General features: G+C 61.8%; 20 protein-coding genes. 7 read left to right on the top strand and 13 right to left on the bottom strand.

Annotation, left to right across the window (positions count from 1 at the left end):
* The first annotated feature begins 32 nt into the window (after positions 1-32).
* From HFO71_RS09930 to HFO71_RS09920, 3 genes are all read left to right on the top strand, one after another.
* On the top strand, positions 33-638 hold the full coding sequence (locus tag HFO71_RS09930) for a YqgE/AlgH family protein (RefSeq protein WP_077976526.1): 606 nt from the start codon (positions 33-35) through the stop codon (positions 636-638).
* Between the two features lie 114 nt (positions 639-752).
* Positions 753-944, top strand: a complete 192-nt coding sequence (locus tag HFO71_RS09925; RefSeq protein ID WP_025393474.1) for a CsbD family protein — start codon at positions 753-755, stop codon at positions 942-944.
* A gap of 152 nt (positions 945-1,096) precedes the next feature.
* Positions 1,097-2,182 (top strand): zinc-binding metallopeptidase family protein, encoded by a 1,086-nt coding sequence (locus HFO71_RS09920; RefSeq protein ID WP_221987926.1) that lies wholly within the window; start codon positions 1,097-1,099, stop codon positions 2,180-2,182.
* A 110-nt stretch (positions 2,183-2,292) separates the two neighbouring features.
* On the opposite strand, the gene rnhA is transcribed toward HFO71_RS09920, so the two are convergent.
* The 5 genes from rnhA to HFO71_RS09895 form a co-directional block, all read right to left on the bottom strand.
* Positions 2,293-2,748, bottom strand: coding sequence for a ribonuclease HI (gene rnhA / locus HFO71_RS09915; protein ID WP_017959271.1), 456 nt, complete (start codon positions 2,746-2,748; stop codon positions 2,293-2,295).
* The gene (locus HFO71_RS09910; protein ID WP_221987925.1) at positions 2,745-3,710 is read right to left on the bottom strand and encodes a homoserine kinase; all 966 of its coding nucleotides are present in this window, start codon (positions 3,708-3,710) and stop codon (positions 2,745-2,747) included. Before HFO71_RS09910 ends, rnhA begins: the two co-directional genes overlap by 4 nt.
* Before the next feature lie 69 nt (positions 3,711-3,779).
* Positions 3,780-4,781 carry a 4-hydroxy-3-methylbut-2-enyl diphosphate reductase gene (gene ispH / locus HFO71_RS09905; protein WP_077976530.1) on the bottom strand — a complete coding sequence of 334 codons (1,002 nt, stop codon included), beginning with the start codon at positions 4,779-4,781 and terminating at the stop codon, positions 3,780-3,782.
* Between the two features lie 63 nt (positions 4,782-4,844).
* The gene (locus HFO71_RS09900) at positions 4,845-5,600 is read right to left on the bottom strand and encodes an SURF1 family cytochrome oxidase biogenesis protein (protein ID WP_168259747.1); all 756 of its coding nucleotides are present in this window, start codon (positions 5,598-5,600) and stop codon (positions 4,845-4,847) included.
* Entirely contained in the window at positions 5,593-5,973 is a 381-nt protein-coding gene (locus tag HFO71_RS09895) for a DUF983 domain-containing protein (protein ID WP_168259746.1), read from the bottom strand. The genes HFO71_RS09900 and HFO71_RS09895 overlap by 8 nt, the downstream gene beginning before the upstream one ends.
* A 236-nt stretch (positions 5,974-6,209) precedes the next feature.
* Here HFO71_RS09895 and HFO71_RS09890 point away from each other — a divergent pair, with 236 nt between their 5' ends.
* A complete protein-coding gene (locus tag HFO71_RS09890; RefSeq protein ID WP_168259745.1) occupies positions 6,210-6,851 on the top strand; it encodes a chloramphenicol phosphotransferase CPT family protein in 642 nt (213 codons plus the stop codon).
* A 211-nt stretch (positions 6,852-7,062) separates the two neighbouring features.
* Here HFO71_RS09890 and HFO71_RS09885 read toward each other — a convergent pair whose 3' ends face one another.
* The 6 genes from HFO71_RS09885 to coxB form a co-directional block, all read right to left on the bottom strand.
* On the bottom strand, positions 7,063-7,941 hold the full coding sequence (locus tag HFO71_RS09885) for a cytochrome c oxidase subunit 3 (protein ID WP_025393467.1): 879 nt from the start codon (positions 7,939-7,941) through the stop codon (positions 7,063-7,065).
* A gap of 61 nt (positions 7,942-8,002) precedes the next feature.
* Positions 8,003-8,611 (bottom strand): cytochrome c oxidase assembly protein, encoded by a 609-nt coding sequence (locus tag HFO71_RS09880; RefSeq protein ID WP_168284320.1) that lies wholly within the window; start codon positions 8,609-8,611, stop codon positions 8,003-8,005.
* Complete coding sequence (locus HFO71_RS09875) at positions 8,608-8,748, bottom strand: hypothetical protein (protein WP_011650759.1); 141 nt, start codon at positions 8,746-8,748, stop codon at positions 8,608-8,610. Before HFO71_RS09875 ends, HFO71_RS09880 begins: the two co-directional genes overlap by 4 nt.
* Positions 8,748-9,698 carry a heme o synthase gene (locus tag HFO71_RS09870; RefSeq protein ID WP_221964222.1) on the bottom strand — a complete coding sequence of 317 codons (951 nt, stop codon included), beginning with the start codon at positions 9,696-9,698 and terminating at the stop codon, positions 8,748-8,750. Before HFO71_RS09870 ends, HFO71_RS09875 begins: the two co-directional genes overlap by 1 nt.
* 67 nt (positions 9,699-9,765) lie before the next feature.
* Entirely contained in the window at positions 9,766-11,481 is a 1,716-nt protein-coding gene (gene ctaD / locus HFO71_RS09865) for a cytochrome c oxidase subunit I (RefSeq protein WP_168339969.1), read from the bottom strand.
* A 17-nt stretch (positions 11,482-11,498) separates the two neighbouring features.
* Positions 11,499-12,383: a cytochrome c oxidase subunit II gene (gene coxB, locus HFO71_RS09860; RefSeq protein ID WP_221987924.1), complete on the bottom strand. Its 885-nt coding sequence runs from the start codon at positions 12,381-12,383 to the stop codon at positions 11,499-11,501.
* Between the two features lie 316 nt (positions 12,384-12,699).
* On the opposite strand from coxB, the gene HFO71_RS09855 reads away from it, so the two are divergent.
* From HFO71_RS09855 to HFO71_RS09845, 3 genes are all read left to right on the top strand, one after another.
* Positions 12,700-13,365, top strand: a complete 666-nt coding sequence (locus tag HFO71_RS09855; RefSeq protein ID WP_170268287.1) for an invasion associated locus B family protein — start codon at positions 12,700-12,702, stop codon at positions 13,363-13,365.
* A 437-nt stretch (positions 13,366-13,802) separates the two neighbouring features.
* A complete protein-coding gene (tldD, locus tag HFO71_RS09850; RefSeq protein WP_077976537.1) occupies positions 13,803-15,218 on the top strand; it encodes a metalloprotease TldD in 1,416 nt (471 codons plus the stop codon).
* A 16-nt stretch (positions 15,219-15,234) separates the two neighbouring features.
* Complete coding sequence (locus HFO71_RS09845) at positions 15,235-15,726, top strand: GNAT family N-acetyltransferase (protein WP_077976538.1); 492 nt, start codon at positions 15,235-15,237, stop codon at positions 15,724-15,726.
* 112 nt (positions 15,727-15,838) lie between these two features.
* On the opposite strand, the gene HFO71_RS09840 is transcribed toward HFO71_RS09845, so the two are convergent.
* Together HFO71_RS09840 and HFO71_RS09835 are read right to left on the bottom strand one after the other, a co-directional pair.
* Positions 15,839-16,156, bottom strand: a complete 318-nt coding sequence (locus tag HFO71_RS09840; protein WP_017959258.1) for a nucleoside triphosphate pyrophosphohydrolase family protein — start codon at positions 16,154-16,156, stop codon at positions 15,839-15,841.
* Positions 16,157-16,239: 83 nt separating this feature from the next.
* Entirely contained in the window at positions 16,240-17,523 is a 1,284-nt protein-coding gene (locus tag HFO71_RS09835; protein WP_168257638.1) for a D-alanyl-D-alanine carboxypeptidase family protein, read from the bottom strand.
* Positions 17,524-17,550: the final 27 nt, after the last annotated feature.

Raw genomic sequence — 17,550 nt, 5'->3', positions numbered from 1 at the left:
GGCCTTGGTGCGGTCTAGCAGCAGGAGGAACGATGTCCTTATTGACCCTGAAGAACAGACGGGAACGTGGCTTCTTCGATGGCCAGTTCCTCATCGCCATGCCGGGCATGGAAGACCGCAATTTTGCGCGCGCTGTCATCTACATCTGCGCGCATTCGGATGCCGGCGCCATGGGCTTCGTCATCAACCGTCCGCAGAGCCTTACTTTCGCCGATGTGCTGCAGCATCTCGACATGATCAAGCCGGAAGACTCGATCGTGCTGCCGAAGCGGGCGCGCGAATTCCCGATCCAGACCGGCGGCCCGGTGGAAAGCGGCCGCGGCTTCGTGCTGCATTCGGACGATTATGCCAGCGACTCCTCGATCCCGGTCAGCGACGACATCTGCCTGACGGCGACGCTCGATATCGTGCGCGCCATCTCCAAGGGCGATGGGCCGACGCGCGCGACTATGCTGCTCGGCTATTCCTCCTGGGCGGCCGGCCAGCTCGAAAGCGAGGTCGTCAACAATGGCTGGCTCACCTGCCCGGCCAATGAGGATTTGATCTTCGACCGCAGCCTCGACGACAAATACGAGCGGGCGCTCGCCGGCATGGGCGTGACCGCTGCCATGCTTTCGGCCGAAGCCGGCCATGCTTGAGGGGCTGGCCTGACCGCTGCTGACCTGACGGCAGCGGGAACGAATAGTCGCGAGTGACGTTTCATTTCGGCAAGCATGGACAAAGGCCCATGCCGACCAAGGAGACATCACATAATGGGTAGCACCAGCGACAAGATTTCCGGCAAGGCAAACGAAATTGCCGGCAAGACCAAGCAGGCCGCCGGCAAGGCGACCGACGATCGCGACATGCAGGCCAAGGGCGCCGTCCAGGAAGCCAAGGGCAAGGGACAGGTCGCAACCGGCAAGGTCAAGGACAAGCTCAAGGGCGCCGTCGACCGGCTCTGAGCGACAGCGTCTCTTCACACACGCAAAGACGCTGTGATTCCGATTTAAGGAATGCGCAATAGACGCTCATCCTTTATCACCATGCCTGCTGCGCCCCTCGTGCGGCAGGCATTTTCAATCCCCCACCCTCATGCTTTGCAGAGATAGACACGATGAAGCTTTTTGCCTGCGACAATTGCGATCAGGTCGTCCACTTCGACAACCGTCGATGCGTGCGCTGCAACCACCGCCTCGGCTTCCTGCCCGGCGATCTCGCCATGCATGCACTGGAACCGCGCGACGAGACGCTCTGGCAGCTCGTTTCCAATCCTGATCGCGACGTCCGCTTCTGCGCCAATGCCAGCCTCGACATCTGCAACTGGCTGGTGGACGATGAGGGCGAGAGTGAATTCTGTGTTGCCTGCCGCCATAACCGGCTGGTTCCGAACACCGACACTCAGGACGGCATCGACCGCTGGCGGCGCATCAGCCAGGCGCAGCGTCATCTGTTTTATTCGCTGCTGCGCTGGAAGCTGCCGCATCCGGATCGGGCGCAAGACCCGCAAGGCGGCCTGGTCTTCGATTTCCTCGAGGATTCAATCGAGAGCAACGGCTTTATCGTGCCTGCTATGACCGGTCACGAGGAAGGCCTGATCACCATCCGCGCCGCAGAGGCCGACGATGCGACGCGCGAACAGGCGCGCAGCTCGATGAACGAACCCTACCGCACGCTGCTTGGCCATTTCCGCCACGAGGCCGGCCATTTCATCTGGAACAAACTAGTGCGCGATCGGGGCGGCCTTGCCGATTTCCGCGCCGTTTTCGGCGACGAACGGCAGGATTATATGGCAGCCCTCCAGACCCATTATGCCGGCGGCGCGCCTTTGGGATGGCAGGAGAATTTCATCAGCGCCTATGCGGCGTCGCACCCCTGGGAGGATTTCGCCGAATGCTTCGCGCATTACCTCCATATCGTCGATACGCTCGAAACCGCACGCGCCTTCGGCATTGCTATCGATCCACGCGGCCATGAGGAAATCGCCGGCGAGGTGGATTTCATCCCCTACAGGGCAAGGAGCGCCGAACAGCTGGTCAGTGCCTGGGTGCCGCTCAGCATCGCGATCAACGCCATCCAGCGCAGCATGGGCCAACCCGACTCCTACCCCTTCGTGCTGTCCTCACCTGTTGTGGCAAAGCTCGAATATCTGCACCGGCTGATCCAGGGCGCGGCGACGGCGCCGCAGCAGCGGGCGGCTTGAGAGAGGTTCGGGCGAGCTGCTTGCTCCCTCTTCTCCCCGCTGGGGAGGAGAGACGTGTGGCAGCGCCGTATTCCTCTCTCATCCGTCAGGAGCCGAGGAGCCGAACTGACTTAAAACGAAACCGCCTTGCCCTTCTTGAAGGGCTCCATGCCCCGGCGGGCGAGTTCGTCGGCGCGTTCGTTTTCCGGATGGCCGGCATGGCCCTTGACCCAGTGCAGCGTCACCTTGTGGCGGTCACGGGCCGCCTCCAGCGCCTGCCAGAGTTCGGCATTCTTCACCGGCTTCTTATCGGCGGTTTTCCAGCCGTTTTTCTTCCAGCCGAAAATCCACTTGGAAATGCCGTCCTTGACATAGGCGCTGTCGGTATAGAGATCGACCTCGCAGGGCGTTTTCAGCGCCGACAGCGCCGAGATTGCCGCCAGCAGCTCCATGCGATTGTTGGTGGTATCCGCCTCGCCGCCGCAAAGCTCCTTTTCGACATCGCCATAACGCAGCACGGCGCCCCAGCCGCCGGGGCCGGGATTGCCGGAGCATGCGCCGTCGGTGAAGATATCGACGTGTTTCATAGGCTCAATCCATATTCGGCGGGCGATTTGATCTGGCGGTGGAACCGCAGCTTGCGGAGATATTCGAGCGGGTCCTTCTTGGTGACCATGGCGCCCTCCGGCGTCGTCAGCCAGTCATAGAGCCGGGTCAGGAAGAAGCGCAGCGCCGACCCACGCGCTAGCACCGGCAGGGCCGAGATTTCGGCATCGCTCAGCGGCCGAACGCTCTGGTAGCCCTCGAGCATCGCCGTGCCCTTGGTGATGTTGTAGGCGCCGTCCTTTTCGAAGCACCAGGCATTCAGGCAGATCGAGACGTCATAGGCGAGCAGGTCGTTGCAAGCGAAATAGAAATCGATCAGGCCGGAGAGCCGGTCGCCGAGGAAGAAGACGTTGTCGGGGAAGAGGTCGGCATGGATGACGCCGGCCGGCAGGCCACTCGGCCAGGCGGCGGAGAGGAAATCGAGTTCGCTGCGGATCTCGGTCTGCAGGCCGGGCTCGACCTCGCCGGCGCGCGCCTCGGATTTCTCCCAGAGCCCCCGCCAGCCGTCGATCGACAGCGCATTCGCCCGCTTCAACTCGAAACCATCGCCGGCCACATGCATCTCGGCCAACGCCCTGCCGACCTCGCGGCAGTGCTTCGCCTCCGGCTTTCTCAGCCACATGCCTTCGAGGAAGGAGATCAGAGCCGCCGGACGGCCGGAGAGCGAGCCGAGCAGCGCGCCGTCCCGACGGGGCAGCGGCAGCGGGCAGGACAGGCCGCGGGCGGCAAGATGCTGCATCAGGCCGAGGAAGAACGGCAGATCGCTCTTTTCCACGCGCTTCTCATAGAGCGTCAGGATCAGCGGGTCCTTGGAGGTGTGAAGCAGGAAGTTGGAGTTCTCGACGCCTTCGGCAATGCCCTTGTAGGAGAGCAGCGTGCCCGCGTCATATTCCGTCAGGAACCATTTCAGATCGTCTTCGGCGATATCGGTATAGACTGCCAAGTGAGGTCTCGCCTTCATGCCTTGTTGATATTGGATTTGCCGGAGTGGACGCCCAGGCCGCAATGACGCCTAGCCGTTGACAAAGGCCATGTCGGCGGTCGTCAGCTCGATGCTGCGCAATTCGCGGTTGACCAGGAAATTTTCGGTTTCCTGCACCGTTTCGGCCAGTTCGACGCGGGCATCGAAGCGAGCGCGGAAAGCCTCGATGATCTCGTTGACGATGACCTCGGGCGCGGAAGCGCCGGCGGAAAGGCCGAGCGTCGAAATCGCGCCGATCTCGTCCCAGTCGAGCTCGGCGGCGCGCTGCACGAGGATCGATTTCTTCGCCCCTGCCCTGAGCGCCACTTCAACGAGCCGCTTGGAATTGGATGAATTCGGCGCGCCGACGATGATGAAGAGATCGCAGCCGGGGGCTGCCTGCTTCACCACTTCCTGGCGGTTGGTCGTCGCATAACAGATCGAGTCCGCCGCCGGCGCCGTCAGGTTCGGGAAGCGTTCGTGCAGGCGGGTGATGACACCGGCCGTATCGTCGACCGACAGCGTCGTCTGGGTGACATAGCCGAGATTATCGGGATCAACAGGGACATAGGCGTCCGCATCCTCGATCGTCTCGATCAGCGAGACCGATCCCTCCGGCAGCTGACCCATCGTGCCGATCACCTCGGGGTGGCCGGCATGGCCGATGAGGATGACATGGCGGCCGAGGCGATTGTGGCGCATCGCCTGCTTGTGGACCTTGGAAACCAACGGGCAGGTGGCGTCGAGATAGAAGAGGTTGCGGCTTGCCGCATCCTCGGGCACGGATTTCGGCACGCCGTGGGCTGAGAAGACCACCGGCTGGGCGCGATGTTCTGCCGGGATCTCGTCCAGTTCCTCGACGAAGACGGCGCCCTTGGCCTCCAGCCCCTCGACGACATAGCGATTGTGGACGATCTCGTGGCGCACATAGACCGGGGCGCCATAGGATTTCAGCGCCAGCACGACGATCTGGATGGCACGGTCGACGCCGGCGCAGAAGCCGCGCGGGCCGCAGAGCCTGATCGTCAAAGGAGGTTTCGCCGCAATATTCATGTCTGTTCCGGGTTGAGAGATTTAGGGACCTCTAGCCCAATATGGTCGAGAATTGAAGTGATACTATTGCTGAGGTGTCTTGGCACCCTTGCGGAACCAGGAGATCGCCACCACGACGACAAGCACGGCGGCCAGCCCGTACCAGGTGAAAGCATATTGCAGATGGTCGTTCGGCAGATCCACCTGGGTGACGCCGCCGATCGGCAGGCCGGCCGGATTGGGGGTGGAATCGGCATCGACGAAAAAGGGAATGACGCTCGCTTTCTCCAGCCCGACGCTCTCGGCCATGACGTCGAGATCCTTCCAGTAGAAGATGTTCTTGGCGACGTCGTTGTCGGGCACCACCCAGGAAGGCTTGCCGGGAAGCTTTTCGCGCGCCAGGCCAGTGACGGTCTGCTCTCCCGTCAGCTGGCCCTGCATGCGCATTTCCGGCTCCTTGTTGTCATAGGGAACGAAGCCGCGATTGACGAAGAGAATGCGCCCGTCGGCAAGCTCCAGCGGGGTATAGATGTAATAGCCGGTCTGGCCGCGCCAAGTGGCGAAGAAGTGCCGCTCCTTGTTGTTGATGTAGCGGCCGGTGGCGGTCACCTTGCGATATTCGATATCGCCACCTGCAGCCGCCATCGCCTCGATGTCGGCAAGCGGCACGGGGCTTGCTGCCTGCCGCGCGGCGATATCGGCGATCAGGCCTTCCTTCCAGTGCAGGCGCTCCACCTGCCAGGTGCCGAGCGAAATCAGGATGGCGAGAGCGATCAGCACCAGGATGCCGGTCAAAACCGGCAGCCGGCGGCGCGGCGTTGCATGCACTATTTCAGTCACTCAGGCGTCCTTCGCGGGCATTATGACGGTATTGCATGGCGATCAGGATGCCTTTGAACCAGCGCAGCGTCAGCAGCGACAGGATAATCGTCAGCGGAGCGAAGAGCAGGATATGCACCCAGATCGGCGGCCCGTAATTCACCTGCAGCCACAGCACCATGCCGATGACGATGAAGCCGACGATGAGGATGACGAAGACGGCCGGGCCGTCACCGGAATCGGCAAAGGAATAATCAAGGCCGCAGGCGGCGCAGCGCGGCTTCAGGCCGAGCAGGCCATCGAACAGCTTGCCCTCACCGCAGCGCGGGCAGCAGCCCTTGATCCCGGTCTTCACCGGGTCGACAGGGGGAAAATGGGCGCTGTCCTCGTTCATTCCATTCCTTCTGGCAGCCTCTGCGGCCGCGGCTCTTTTCGATGCTGCCTTAACTCTCCCATAAATTATTCGCAGGACGAAGGGAAATGCCTGCGTGATTTCGTCCCGCTGATAGTTCCTCACATCGGAATCGATGTGAGGAACTATCAGCAATTCAAAATGTTACAGGGTCCTGGCCGCGTCTGAAAAGTCGCGCGGCGCTGTAATGATTCGCGCCAAACAGAAGAAGAAGACTGATGACCAATGATAGCCATTCCGTGCAGATCATTATCCTGAACGGCGCGCCGCGGAGCGGCAAATCGAGCATTGCGCGCGCTATCCAGGAGGAGTTCGAAGGCCCGTGGATCAACCTCGGCGTCGACAGCTACAACGCCATGACACCGAAACGCTACCTTCCGGGCATCGGACTGCGGCCGGGCGGCGAACGGCCGGACCTGGAGGAACTGGTGCCGTTCTTTTATGCGGCGCTCTACGAATCGATCGCCATCCATGCCAGCCTGGGGCTTAATGTCATCGCCGATCTCGGCCACCACGACAGCTATTCGCAGCCGCTCGGCATTCTCGGCGATTGCGCCCGCCGGCTGGAGGGGTTTCGCGTGCTGTTCGTCGGCGTGCGCTGTCCGATCGAGACGATCATGCAGCGGCGCGACATTGTCCAAGAGGGGCGCGAGACGCTTTATCTCAGCGCCACGGAGGACGTACCAGTCCCGGAACCGGTGCAGCGCTGGCAGGATGAGGTTCATCGTCCCGGCATCTACGACATGGAGGTCGATACGTCGGTGCTGACACCGCTCGAATGCGCCGAAGCGATCCGCCACCAGTTGGATCTCGGGATTCCCGAACCTTTGGCTTTCGAACGGATCGCCGGCGCGCGCTGAGCTGAAAAAAGTATTAGGGTCAGCCTTAGACTGCGGACGAAGTCGGCAAACTCCCTCTTTCGTCATGCTCGGGCTTGTCCCGGGCATCTGGGACCGGTTGATATGTAGCAGATCCTCGGCACAAGGCCGAGGATGACGCCGAGTAAAGAACGAGATTTACCAATAAAAAAGGCGGGCACCAGGCCCGCCTTTTGCTTGACGATCGTTCCGGTCAGCCGGCTGCGACAGGTGCGCCCCAGCCGCCCCAGACGTAGATGCAGAAGAACAGGAACAGCCAGACGACGTCGACGAAGTGCCAGTACCAGGCGGCCGCCTCGAAGCCGAAGTGCTGCTTCGGGGTGAAGTCGCCGCGCAGCGCGCGGATCAGGCAGACAGCCAGGAAGATCGTGCCGACGAGGACGTGGAAACCGTGGAAACCGGTCGCCATGAAGAAGGTCGCGCCGTAGATCGAGCTCTTGAAGGCGAACGGCGCGTGAGCATATTCGTAGGCCTGAACGGCAGAGAAGAACATGCCGAGCAGCACGGTCAGCGTCAGGCCCTGGATCAGGCCCTTGCGGTCGTTGTGCAGCAGCGCATGATGCGCCCACGTGACCGTGGTTCCCGACAGGAGCAGGATGACGGTGTTGTAGATCGGCAGGTGCCAGGGGTCGAGAACCTCGATACCCTTCGGCGGCCAGGTGCCGCCGGTATAGAGCACGCGCGAGGCCTGGATCGCTTCGTTCGGATAGAGGCTGGCGTCGAAATAGGCCCAGAACCAAGCGACGAAAAACATCACTTCCGAAGCGATGAACATGATCATGCCGTAGCGCAAGTGCAGCGAGACGACACGGGTGTGGGCGCCCTCATGGGCTTCCTTCACCGTATCGGCCCACCAGCCATACATGACGTAGAGCACCAGCGCGAAGCCGATATAGAAAACCCAGGGATTGGCAAGCTCGAAGCCGGCGACCTTGAAGGAGCCGCCATTGAGATAACGCATGTAGGAGACGCCGCCGAGCGCCATGATGAAGGCGCCGAGCGAGGCTAGAATCGGCCACGGGCTCGGATCGATGATGTGATAGTCGTGATTCTTCTGGTGAGCATCGGCCATGTCGTTATCCCCGGATGTCTTCCTTCACTCCGCTCCCGGCATAGCCGGAAACGAGCCTTGATCAAAGTTTCTTTTCAATCTTCTCCGCTCCACCCTCATTCGAAGCCACCGGCTTCGGACCCTCTTTCGGGTAGAACGTATATGACAGCGTAATCGTATGGATATTCTTCGATTCCACCGCCTTGACGATTTCAGGATCGATGTAGAACACGACAGGCATGTCGAGCTTCTCGCCCGGCTTCAGGTCCGTTTCCGTGAAGCAGAAACATTGAACCTTGTTGAAATAGACGCCGGCTTCGCCCGGCGTAACGTTGAAAACCGCCTGGCCGCGCTGGGTCTCGTTGGAACGATTCTCGGCGGTGAAATTGACCTGGATGGTCTCGCCGATCTTCGGATTGACCTCGCGCTCGACCGGCTTGAAGTCCCATTGCAGGCCGGGGGCGACATTGGCGTCGAAGGTGACGCGCATCTTGCGGTCGAGCACGACACTCGACACCTGGTCGACGCGCTGCGTCGTGCCGTTATAGCCGGTCACCTGGCAGAAGATGCGGTAGAGCGGCACGGCGGCATAGCTCATCGCGCCCATGCCGAAGACGAAGCTCAGGCACATCATCACGACGGCGCCGTTGTTGCGGCCCTGCTTCTTCGGTGCGGCGGCGTTGTCGCTCATCCAGCCATTCCTCCGCCGATCTTCACGATGGTGATCGCGTAGAAGAGAATGACGAGGCCGGCAAGCACCAGCCCGAGGGCGACGTTGCGGTTGCGGCGCGACTTGCGCTGCGCTTCCGTGAGCTTGAGCAATTCCATCAGAACCAACCTCCCGCATGCGAGACCAGCACCGACGCCAGCCGGTCGATCATCAAGGCGGAGAACACGGCGAAGAGATAACAGATCGAGAAGCCGAAGAGCTTCTTCGCCGGGATCATCTTCAGATCGCCGTCGGGCATGCGCCAGACGGTGATGGAACAGTATATGAAGATCGCGCCGAGGACGGCGGCGACGAGGCCATAGCCGAGGCTCGCGAAACCGAGGAAAGACGGCAAGACCGCGCAGACGGCAGTCAGCACCGCATAGGCGACGATCTGATGCTTGGTCACCCGTTCGCCGGCAACGTTCGGCAGCATCGGCACGCCGACGGCCTCGTAATCGCGCATCTTGAAGAGGGCAAGCGCCCAGAAATGCGCCGGCGTCCACAGGAAGATGATGAGGAAGAGAACGGTGCTCTCGATCGTCACGCTGTTGGTCACGCAGGCCCAGCCGATCATCGGCGGGAAGGCGCCGGCAGCACCGCCGATGACAATGTTCTGCGGCGTCGAGCGCTTCAGCCACATGGTGTAGACGACGGCGTAGAAGAAAATGGTGAAGGCGAGGATGCCGGCCGAGAGCCAGTTGACGGCCAGGCCGAGGATCACCACCGAAAAGCCCGACAGTACCAGGCCGAAGGCGAGTGCTTCCGACGGCGCGATGCGGCCGGCCGGGATCGGACGGTTGGCGGTGCGGCTCATGATGGCGTCGATATCGGCGTCATACCACATGTTCAGCGCGCCGGAGGCGCCGGCGCCGACGGCGATGCAGAGGATGGCGATCACGCCGAGGACGGGATGGATATGGCCCGGCGCCAGTACGAGACCGGCAAAGGCAGTGAAGACCACGAGCGACATGACCCGTGGCTTCAACAATTCAAAATAATCGCGCGCACTCGCTTCCGACAATTCGCCGTCCTTTGCAAGCACCTCGTGATTGTCGATAACCGTCATCATTCCGTCCTGAATGTCTTACGATCAGGACGCCGTATCGAATGCGGCGTCCTGATATCAGCGCAATTTACTTGATGCGCGGAAGCTGTTCCCACTGGTGATAGGGCGGCGGCGAAGGCAGCTGCCATTCGAGCGTCGTTGCACCCTCACCCCACGGATTGTCGCCGGCGACGCGCTTCCTGGCGAAGGCTTCGAAGACGCCGTAGAGGAAGATCAGCACACCGAATGCCGAGATGTAGGAGCCGATGGAGGAAACATAGTTCCAGCCGGCAAAGGCATCCGGATAATCGATGTAGCGGCGCGGCATGCCGGCGAGGCCGAGGAAGTGCTGCGGGAAGAACACCAGGTTGACGCCGATGAACATGACCCAGAAATGCAGCTTGCCGACCAGCTCGTTGTACAGGTAGCCGGTCATTTTCGGGAACCAGTAGTACCAGCCGGCGAAGATCGCAAAGACGGCGCCGAGCGACAGAACGTAGTGGAAGTGGGCCACGACGTAATAGGTGTCATGCAGCGAGCGGTCGAGACCGGCATTGGCGAGCTGGACGCCGGTGACGCCGCCGACCGTGAACAGGAAGATGAAGCCGATCGCCCAGAGCATCGGCGTGCGGAACGAGATCGAGCCGCCCCACATCGTCGCGATCCAGGAGAAGATCTTCACGCCCGTCGGAACGGCGATGACCATCGTCGCGAAAACGAAGTAGCGCTGCGCGTCGAGCGACAGGCCGACCGTGTACATGTGGTGGGCCCAGACGACGAAGCCGACGGCGCCGATCGCGACCATGGCGTAGGCCATGCCGAGATAGCCGAAGATCGGCTTTTTCGAGAAGGTCGAGATGATGTGGCTGACCATGCCGAAGCCCGGCAGGATGAGAATGTAGACCTCGGGGTGACCGAAGAACCAGAACAGGTGCTGGTAGAGGATCGGATCGCCGCCGCCTTCCGGAGAGAAGAACGCAGTGCCGAAATTGCGGTCGGTGAGCAGCATGGTGATGCCGCCAGCCAGAACCGGCAGCGACAGCAGCAGCAGGAAGGCGGTGATCAGCACGGACCAGGCAAACAGCGGCATCTTGTGCAGCGTCATGCCCGGAGCGCGCATATTGAGGATCGTGGTGATGAAGTTGATCGCACCGAGGATCGACGAGGCGCCGGCGATGTGAAGTGCGAAGATCGCAAGGTCTACCGCCGGTCCCGGCGTGCCGCTTGTCGCCAGAGGCGGATACATCGTCCAGCCGCCACCGGTGCCATAGGCGCCTGCCGGACCTTCGACGAACATCGACAGCAGCAGCAGCGCGAAGGCGGGAACGATCAGCCAGAAGGAGATGTTGTTGAGGCGCGGGAAGGCCATATCAGGCGCGCCGATCATGATCGGCACCATCCAGTTGGCGAAACCACCGATCATCGCCGGCATGACCATGAAGAAGATCATGATCAGCGCGTGCGCTGTCGTGAACATGTTGAACATCTGCTTGGCGCCGTCGATCGCGGCATCGCCCTCATAGCCGTAGACCATCGAGGCCAGGCCGTGGAAGATCTGGATGCCCGGCTCCTGCAGCTCCATGCGCATGGCAACCGACAGCGCGCCGCCGATGATGCCGGCAATGATCGCGAAGATCAGGTAGAGCGTGCCGATGTCCTTGTGGTTGGTCGAGAACAGCCAGCGATTGGCAAAGCTCGGCTTGTGCCCGTGATCGTCATGCGCGTGGTCATGATGGGCGGCGTGATTGCCATGCGTGCGATCGTGATCATGAGAATGATCGTCGTGAGCGGAAGGTCCAGCCATTGTCCCGATCCCCTTTATTACTGTGCTTCGGCGACGTTGACGGTCTTTGCGGGACCATCGGTTGCGGCCATGAGTGTCTTGTAGGCGCCGGGCAGGTCGCTGACGGCTGCGGTCAGCCACTGCTTGTACTTGTCCTCGGAGACGACGCGGATGGCGATCGGCATGAACGCATGGTCCTTGCCGCAGAGCTCGGAACACTGGCCGTAGAACAGGCCTTCGCGTTCGGCCTTGAACCAGGTCTCGTTCAGGCGGCCCGGCACGGCATCGATCTTGACGCCGAAGGAAGGCATGGCGAAAGCATGAATGACGTCGGTAGGTGCTGCGGTCACGAGAACGCGGACCGTCTTGTTGACCGGCAGGACCAGTTCGTTGTCGACGGCGAGAAGTCTGGGATAGATCGACTTGTCTTCCTTGCCGGCGGCTGCGCGGTCCTGATCCTTCAGCAGGTAGGAATCGAAAGCCAGCGGGCTTTCGCCCGAACCTTCATATTCGTAATTCCACTGCCACTGGGTGGCGGTCGCCTTGATCGTCACGTCGGGGTTTTCGGGCAGCGTCAGCTGCGCCGTCAGCAGGTTGAACGAGGGAATGGCAAGAAAAAGCAGCACCAGGACCGGCCCCACGGTCCAGGCAATCTCGATCAGCGTGTTGTGGCTCGTCTTCGAGGGAACCGGGTTCGCGCTGGCGCGGAACTTGAAACAGACGACGATGAGCAGGACCAGCACGAAGAGCGTGATCGGAACGATAAACCACAGGGTATATTGTTCAAACCATTGGATTTCCCGCATGATCGGCGTTGCCGCCGGCTGCAGCGTCGCCTGCCACGGCGTGGGCTGGTCGGCATATGTGCCGGAAGCAAAAAGCAGACAGACCAGCGTGGTCAGGGCTGCATAAGCCTTCTTCATCACCTTAGTATCTCCCTCGAGCGCTTGACCTGCAAAATAGAACGCAGAATCCTTGCCATCTTCAGCGCTTCAAACCACAGTTTGGCATTTGCCGCAACAGGTCAGAGCAATTGTCTATGCGGCATTTTTGCTCAAAGCATAGGCAGGCTCGAACGGCAAAACATCCCAAGTTTTTCATCAGCATATGAAAAATCGGCTTTCCGGCCAATCCGCGCGCGAAACATTATTTCGCAAAGGTCCAATTTCCGCCGCAGTCCCCCGGTTTTCACGGGGTGGGGCTTTTCATTTTTGGTGGGCAGCTTCAACAATAGCCGCAATGATTCGATATCCAGAGGTTTCCATGGGTTTCCGTTCCCTCGCGCAGTCGCTTCTCCTGACTGCCAGCATCGCGGCCGCAGCGACGACGCCCGTTTTCGCCCAGCAGCAACCCACTCCGTCACAGGCCGCGCCCCCGGCTTCCGCGCCGGCGCCGGCCCCTGCTCCGGCGCCGCAACAGCCGAGCGCCGCCAAACCGAACGTCGAACCGGTGCCTGGCCAGACACAGCCGCCGGCGCCGGGCACGGTGAAGTCCAATCATGGCGCATGGTCCGTCGTCTGCGACAAGCCGGCGGGTGCGGCGACCGAACAATGCGCGCTGATGCAGAATGTCATCGCCGAGGACCGGCCGGAAGTCGGGCTTTCCGTCGTCGTCCTGAAGACGGCCGACCGCAAGTCGAAGATTCTCCGCGTGCTGGCACCACTTGGCGTGCTGCTGCCGAACGGCCTCGGGCTCAATGTCGACGGCAAGGATATCGGCCGCGCCTATTTCGTCCGCTGCTTCGCCGACGGCTGCTATGCCGAGGTCGTGCTCGAGGACGAGTTGCTCAAGACCTTCCGCAGCGGCGCCCAGGCAACCTTCATCGTCTTCCAGACCCCGGAAGAAGGCATCGGCATCCCGGTCGACCTCAAGGGCTTCGCCGAAGGTTTCGACGCTCTGCCGTGAGGGTAGGTTAGTTGCGACGTCTCGATTCCCTCTTCTCCCCAGCGGGGAGAAGGTGCCCGTAGGGCGGATGAGGGGGCCGGCGAAGCCGGTCTTTTCAACAACGCCTATGCGAGCTTCGACCGCGCTGGCACCGTCTCGACTGTGCTCAGGGTCTTGAGGGCACGCGGTGTTATCGTGGGCGAACCGGAATAGGATTTACGTGAAGGATGTGCCGTGCGGCCCCCTCATCCGCCTGCCGGCACCTTCTCCCCGAGGGGAGAAGAGAACATGCCGCGACCTCTCCGTTCCCCGCCTACTCATCGCATGGTACGTTCCGTCTCGCCACATCATCCTGCCCAACAAAGAATAATTCGACGGCAGGGCTTCACTCCTTATTATGTGGAGCCCTATCTAAGGAGTCAGTGCACTCCTGAACGCATGCCCAATGGAGCCATACCATGAACACCGATCTCCTGACGCTTTTCGATGCCGACGAAGCCACGATGCGCAAGCACGTCGCCGAGGCCCTGTCTGGCGCCGATGACGGCGAACTGTTCATCGAGCATGCGCAGGCGGAAGCGCTGACCTTCGACAATGGCCGGCTCAAGGGCGGCAGCTTCAACACCGAACAGGGTTTCGGCCTGCGCGCCGTTGCCGGCGAAGCGGTCGGCTATGCCCATGCCGGCGATCTTTCGGTGGCGGCGCTGAAGCGGGCGACCGATGCCGTCGGCGCGGTGACACGCGGCTATTCCGGCTCCTACGCGGCAGCGCCCCAGGGCACCAACAAGAAATTCTACAGCGACGAGAACCCGATCGGTCAGCCGAGCTTCGAGGAGAAGGTCAAGGTCCTGCAGGACATCGACGCCTATCTCAGGAGTAAGGATGACAAGGTGCGCCAGGTGACGGCCTCGGTTGCCGCAAGCTGGCAGGTCGTCGATATCCTGCGCGCCGACGGACACCGTGTGCGCGACATCAGGCCGATGACACGCATCAACATTTCGGTGATGGTCGGCGAAGGCGATCGGCAGGAGAGCGGCTCCTATGGCCACGGCGGGCGCATCGGCTTCGGCGATTTCATCGCCGAAGGCAGCTGGCAATACGGCGCCGACGAGGCGCTGCGCCAGGCGCTCGTCAATCTCGAGGCGATCGATGCGCCGGCGGGCACGATGGACGTGGTGCTCGGCTCCGGCTGGCCGGGCGTGATGCTGCATGAGGCCGTTGGTCACGGGCTGGAAGGCGATTTCAACCGCAAGAAGACTTCGGCCTTTGCCGGTCTTCTCGGCCAGATGGTCGCCGCTCCCGGCGTCACTGTCGTCGATGACGGCACGATCGACAATCGCCGCGGCTCGATCACCATCGATGATGAGGGCACGCCGTCCGCCTACAACGTGCTGATCGAAAACGGCAAGCTCGTCGGCTATATGCAGGACCGGCAGAATGCCCGGCTGATGGGCATGGCCCCCACCGGCAACGGCCGCCGCCAGGGCTATTCCCATGTACCGATGCCGCGCATGACCAACACCTATATGCTCGGTGGCGACAAGACGCCCGAGGAGATCATCGCCTCGGTGAAGAAGGGCATCTATGCCGTCTCCTTCGGCGGCGGCCAGGTGGACATCACCTCCGGCAAGTTCGTCTTCGGCTGCACCGAGGCCTATCTGATCGAGAACGGCAAGGTCGGCGCGCCGATCAAGGGGGCGATGCTGATCGGCAACGGCCCGGATGCGATGAAGCGGGTGTCGATGATCGGCAACGACATGAAGCTCGATACCGGCATCGGCAATTGCGGCAAGGCCGGCCAATGGGTTCCCGTCGGCGTCGGCCAGCCGCATCTGCGCATGGATCAGGTGACGGTCGGCGGCACGCAGACCTGAGGCGAAAGGATCCGTCATGGCGGACGTCGAAATCAGAACCTTCACCGCCGATGACGCCGATGCCGTGCTCTCGGTGATCCTGCCGATCCAGCGCGAGGAATTTGGCATCGATATCACTGCGGATGAGCAGCCGGATCTTAGGGTCATCCCGGATTTCTACCAGTCCGGCAAGGGGCAGTTCTGGGTCGCCCTCAAGGATGGCGCCATCGTCGGCACGGTCGGGCTCAAGGATATCGGCAACAACCAAGCGGCGCTGCGCAAGATGTTCGTCTCAGCTGAAGTTCGCGGCTCCGAGCATGGCGTGGCCGCACGGCTTCTCGATCGGCTGTTTGCCCATGCCAGGGATGTCGGCCTCACCGATATCTTCCTCGGCACGACGGACAAGTTCGTCGCCGCGCATCGCTTCTACGAGAAGAACGGCTTTAGCGAGATCGCCAAGAGCGCCCTGCCCCGCGCCTTCCCGCTGATGGCGGTGGACAGCAAATTCTACCGCTATAAGGTCGGCTGACTTAAGCTGCGGGAGAATCCTGGTGCGGTTGACGAGGGACAGTCTCGCCTAAAGCGCGTCACATCGAAATGCCGTCGCCCCCAAACACACTGCGCATTTTCGGCGCGTTGCATCAGCTCTTCGACGTTTGCGCCGGCCGAAACAGCCACTTTCGTTCGATCGCGGCGGCAAGATCGAGATCGTTGTGACGGGCAAACAGCATAAGATGGCCGAGGACGTCGGCGGTCTCGTCGGCAAGGTCTTGCTGCATATCTTCCGGTGAACGCCCCTTCGCACGACCGCGCCCGGTCAGCCGGTTCCAGGCCTGTGTCAGCTCGCCCATTTCCTCCTGCAGTTTCAGAAGGAACCAATCGGCATCACGCTCGATGCCGTGGGCCGCGACATGGGTGGAGGAAGAAATTTCGAACTGATCGGCGAGACGGCGCAGCATGAGCGTTCTCCTTTTGTTTATGGAGGAGAACCTGATTCCCAACAATTGTCCAGAACGGGATTGTCCAGACCGCCGCGCGGCAATCAGCCGTGGTCCGGCAGCAGCATGCAGTCATAGGAGCGCTGCTTCAACGCATCGCAGGCCGAGACGGCGGCATCCTTGCTGGCGAAGCCGACGAAGCGGGCGCGATAGATCCTGTTGACCCCCTGCCCGACCGCCTCCGTATAGGGCGAGGCGGAGACGAGCGGTGCGCCGCCTTCCGACTTCGCCTGGGCGAGAAGCGCACGCGCCGCATCGGCACTCGGTGCGGCCGAGATCTGGATCTGCCAGTCGCCATTGGTCTTCTCTGCCGATGTCTTCGGCGTCTTGCCGGCGTTGAGGATCTCGTCCATCGCGACGGGACGCTCCAGCGGCACGACGGCATCGTCGGCATAAGCCAGGCTTTTGGCTGCGAGATCGTCGGCCGTGCGCGGTGCGTTGAGCGGCACCGGAACATCGGAGGCCTCGGCGGCGGACGCGACTTCGACGGGCTCCTTGGCGCCGACGCTCGCCACCAGCTTTGCGCCGCCGGAAGACGAGGCACGGCCGAGATAACGGTCGAGCAAACCAGCCATCTTGGCGTCGCGGCTGCGGGCCGTGCGGCCACCGAGCACGACGCCAACGACGCGGCGGTTGCCGTCTCTGACCGCGCTGACGAGATTGAAGCCGGAGGCGTTGGTATAACCGGTTTTGATGCCGTCCATGCCCTGGTAGCGGTACATGAGATTGTTGTGGCCGCGCACCGTCCGGCCACGGAAATTGAAACTGGCCGTCGAAAACAGCCGGTATTCGTTCGGATAATTCTTCATCAGCGCGATGGCGAGCGTCGACATGTCACGCGCCGTGGTGACCTGACGGCCATCCGGCAGGCCGGAGGCATTGACGAAGACGGTGCGGCTCATGCCAAGCTGGCGGGCTTTGGCCGTCATCACCCGGGCAAAGCCGCTTTCCGAGCCGGCGAGCTTCTCGCCCATGGCGGAGGCGGCATCATTGGCGGATTTGACGATCATGCCATAGACCGCCTCGCGCACGGTGATCGTGCCGCCAGCCTTGATGCCAAGCTTGGTCGGCGGGCGTGCAGCGGCGTATTTCGACATCCGGATCGGGGTGTCCCAGGCGATCTTGCCGCGCTTCAACGCCTCGAAGGTGAGATAGAGCGTCATCATCTTCGTCAGCGAGGCCGGATGGTTCAGCGTATCGGCGTTTTCGGAGGCGAGAACCTTGCCAGTCCGGGCATCGAGGATCAGCGAAGCGTTGCCGGCAAGGGCCGCAAGCGGCGCCGAAACGGCAAGCGTTACGGTCAAAACAGCCGCCAAAAGCTTTCTCATGCACTTTCCCCTCATACGCTGGCCGTT

The sequence above is a fragment of the Rhizobium laguerreae genome (genome assembly GCF_019778565.1).
Classification (GTDB): Bacteria; Pseudomonadota; Alphaproteobacteria; order Rhizobiales; family Rhizobiaceae; genus Rhizobium; species Rhizobium laguerreae.
This window is presented reverse-complemented; position numbering and strand designations above follow the sequence as displayed.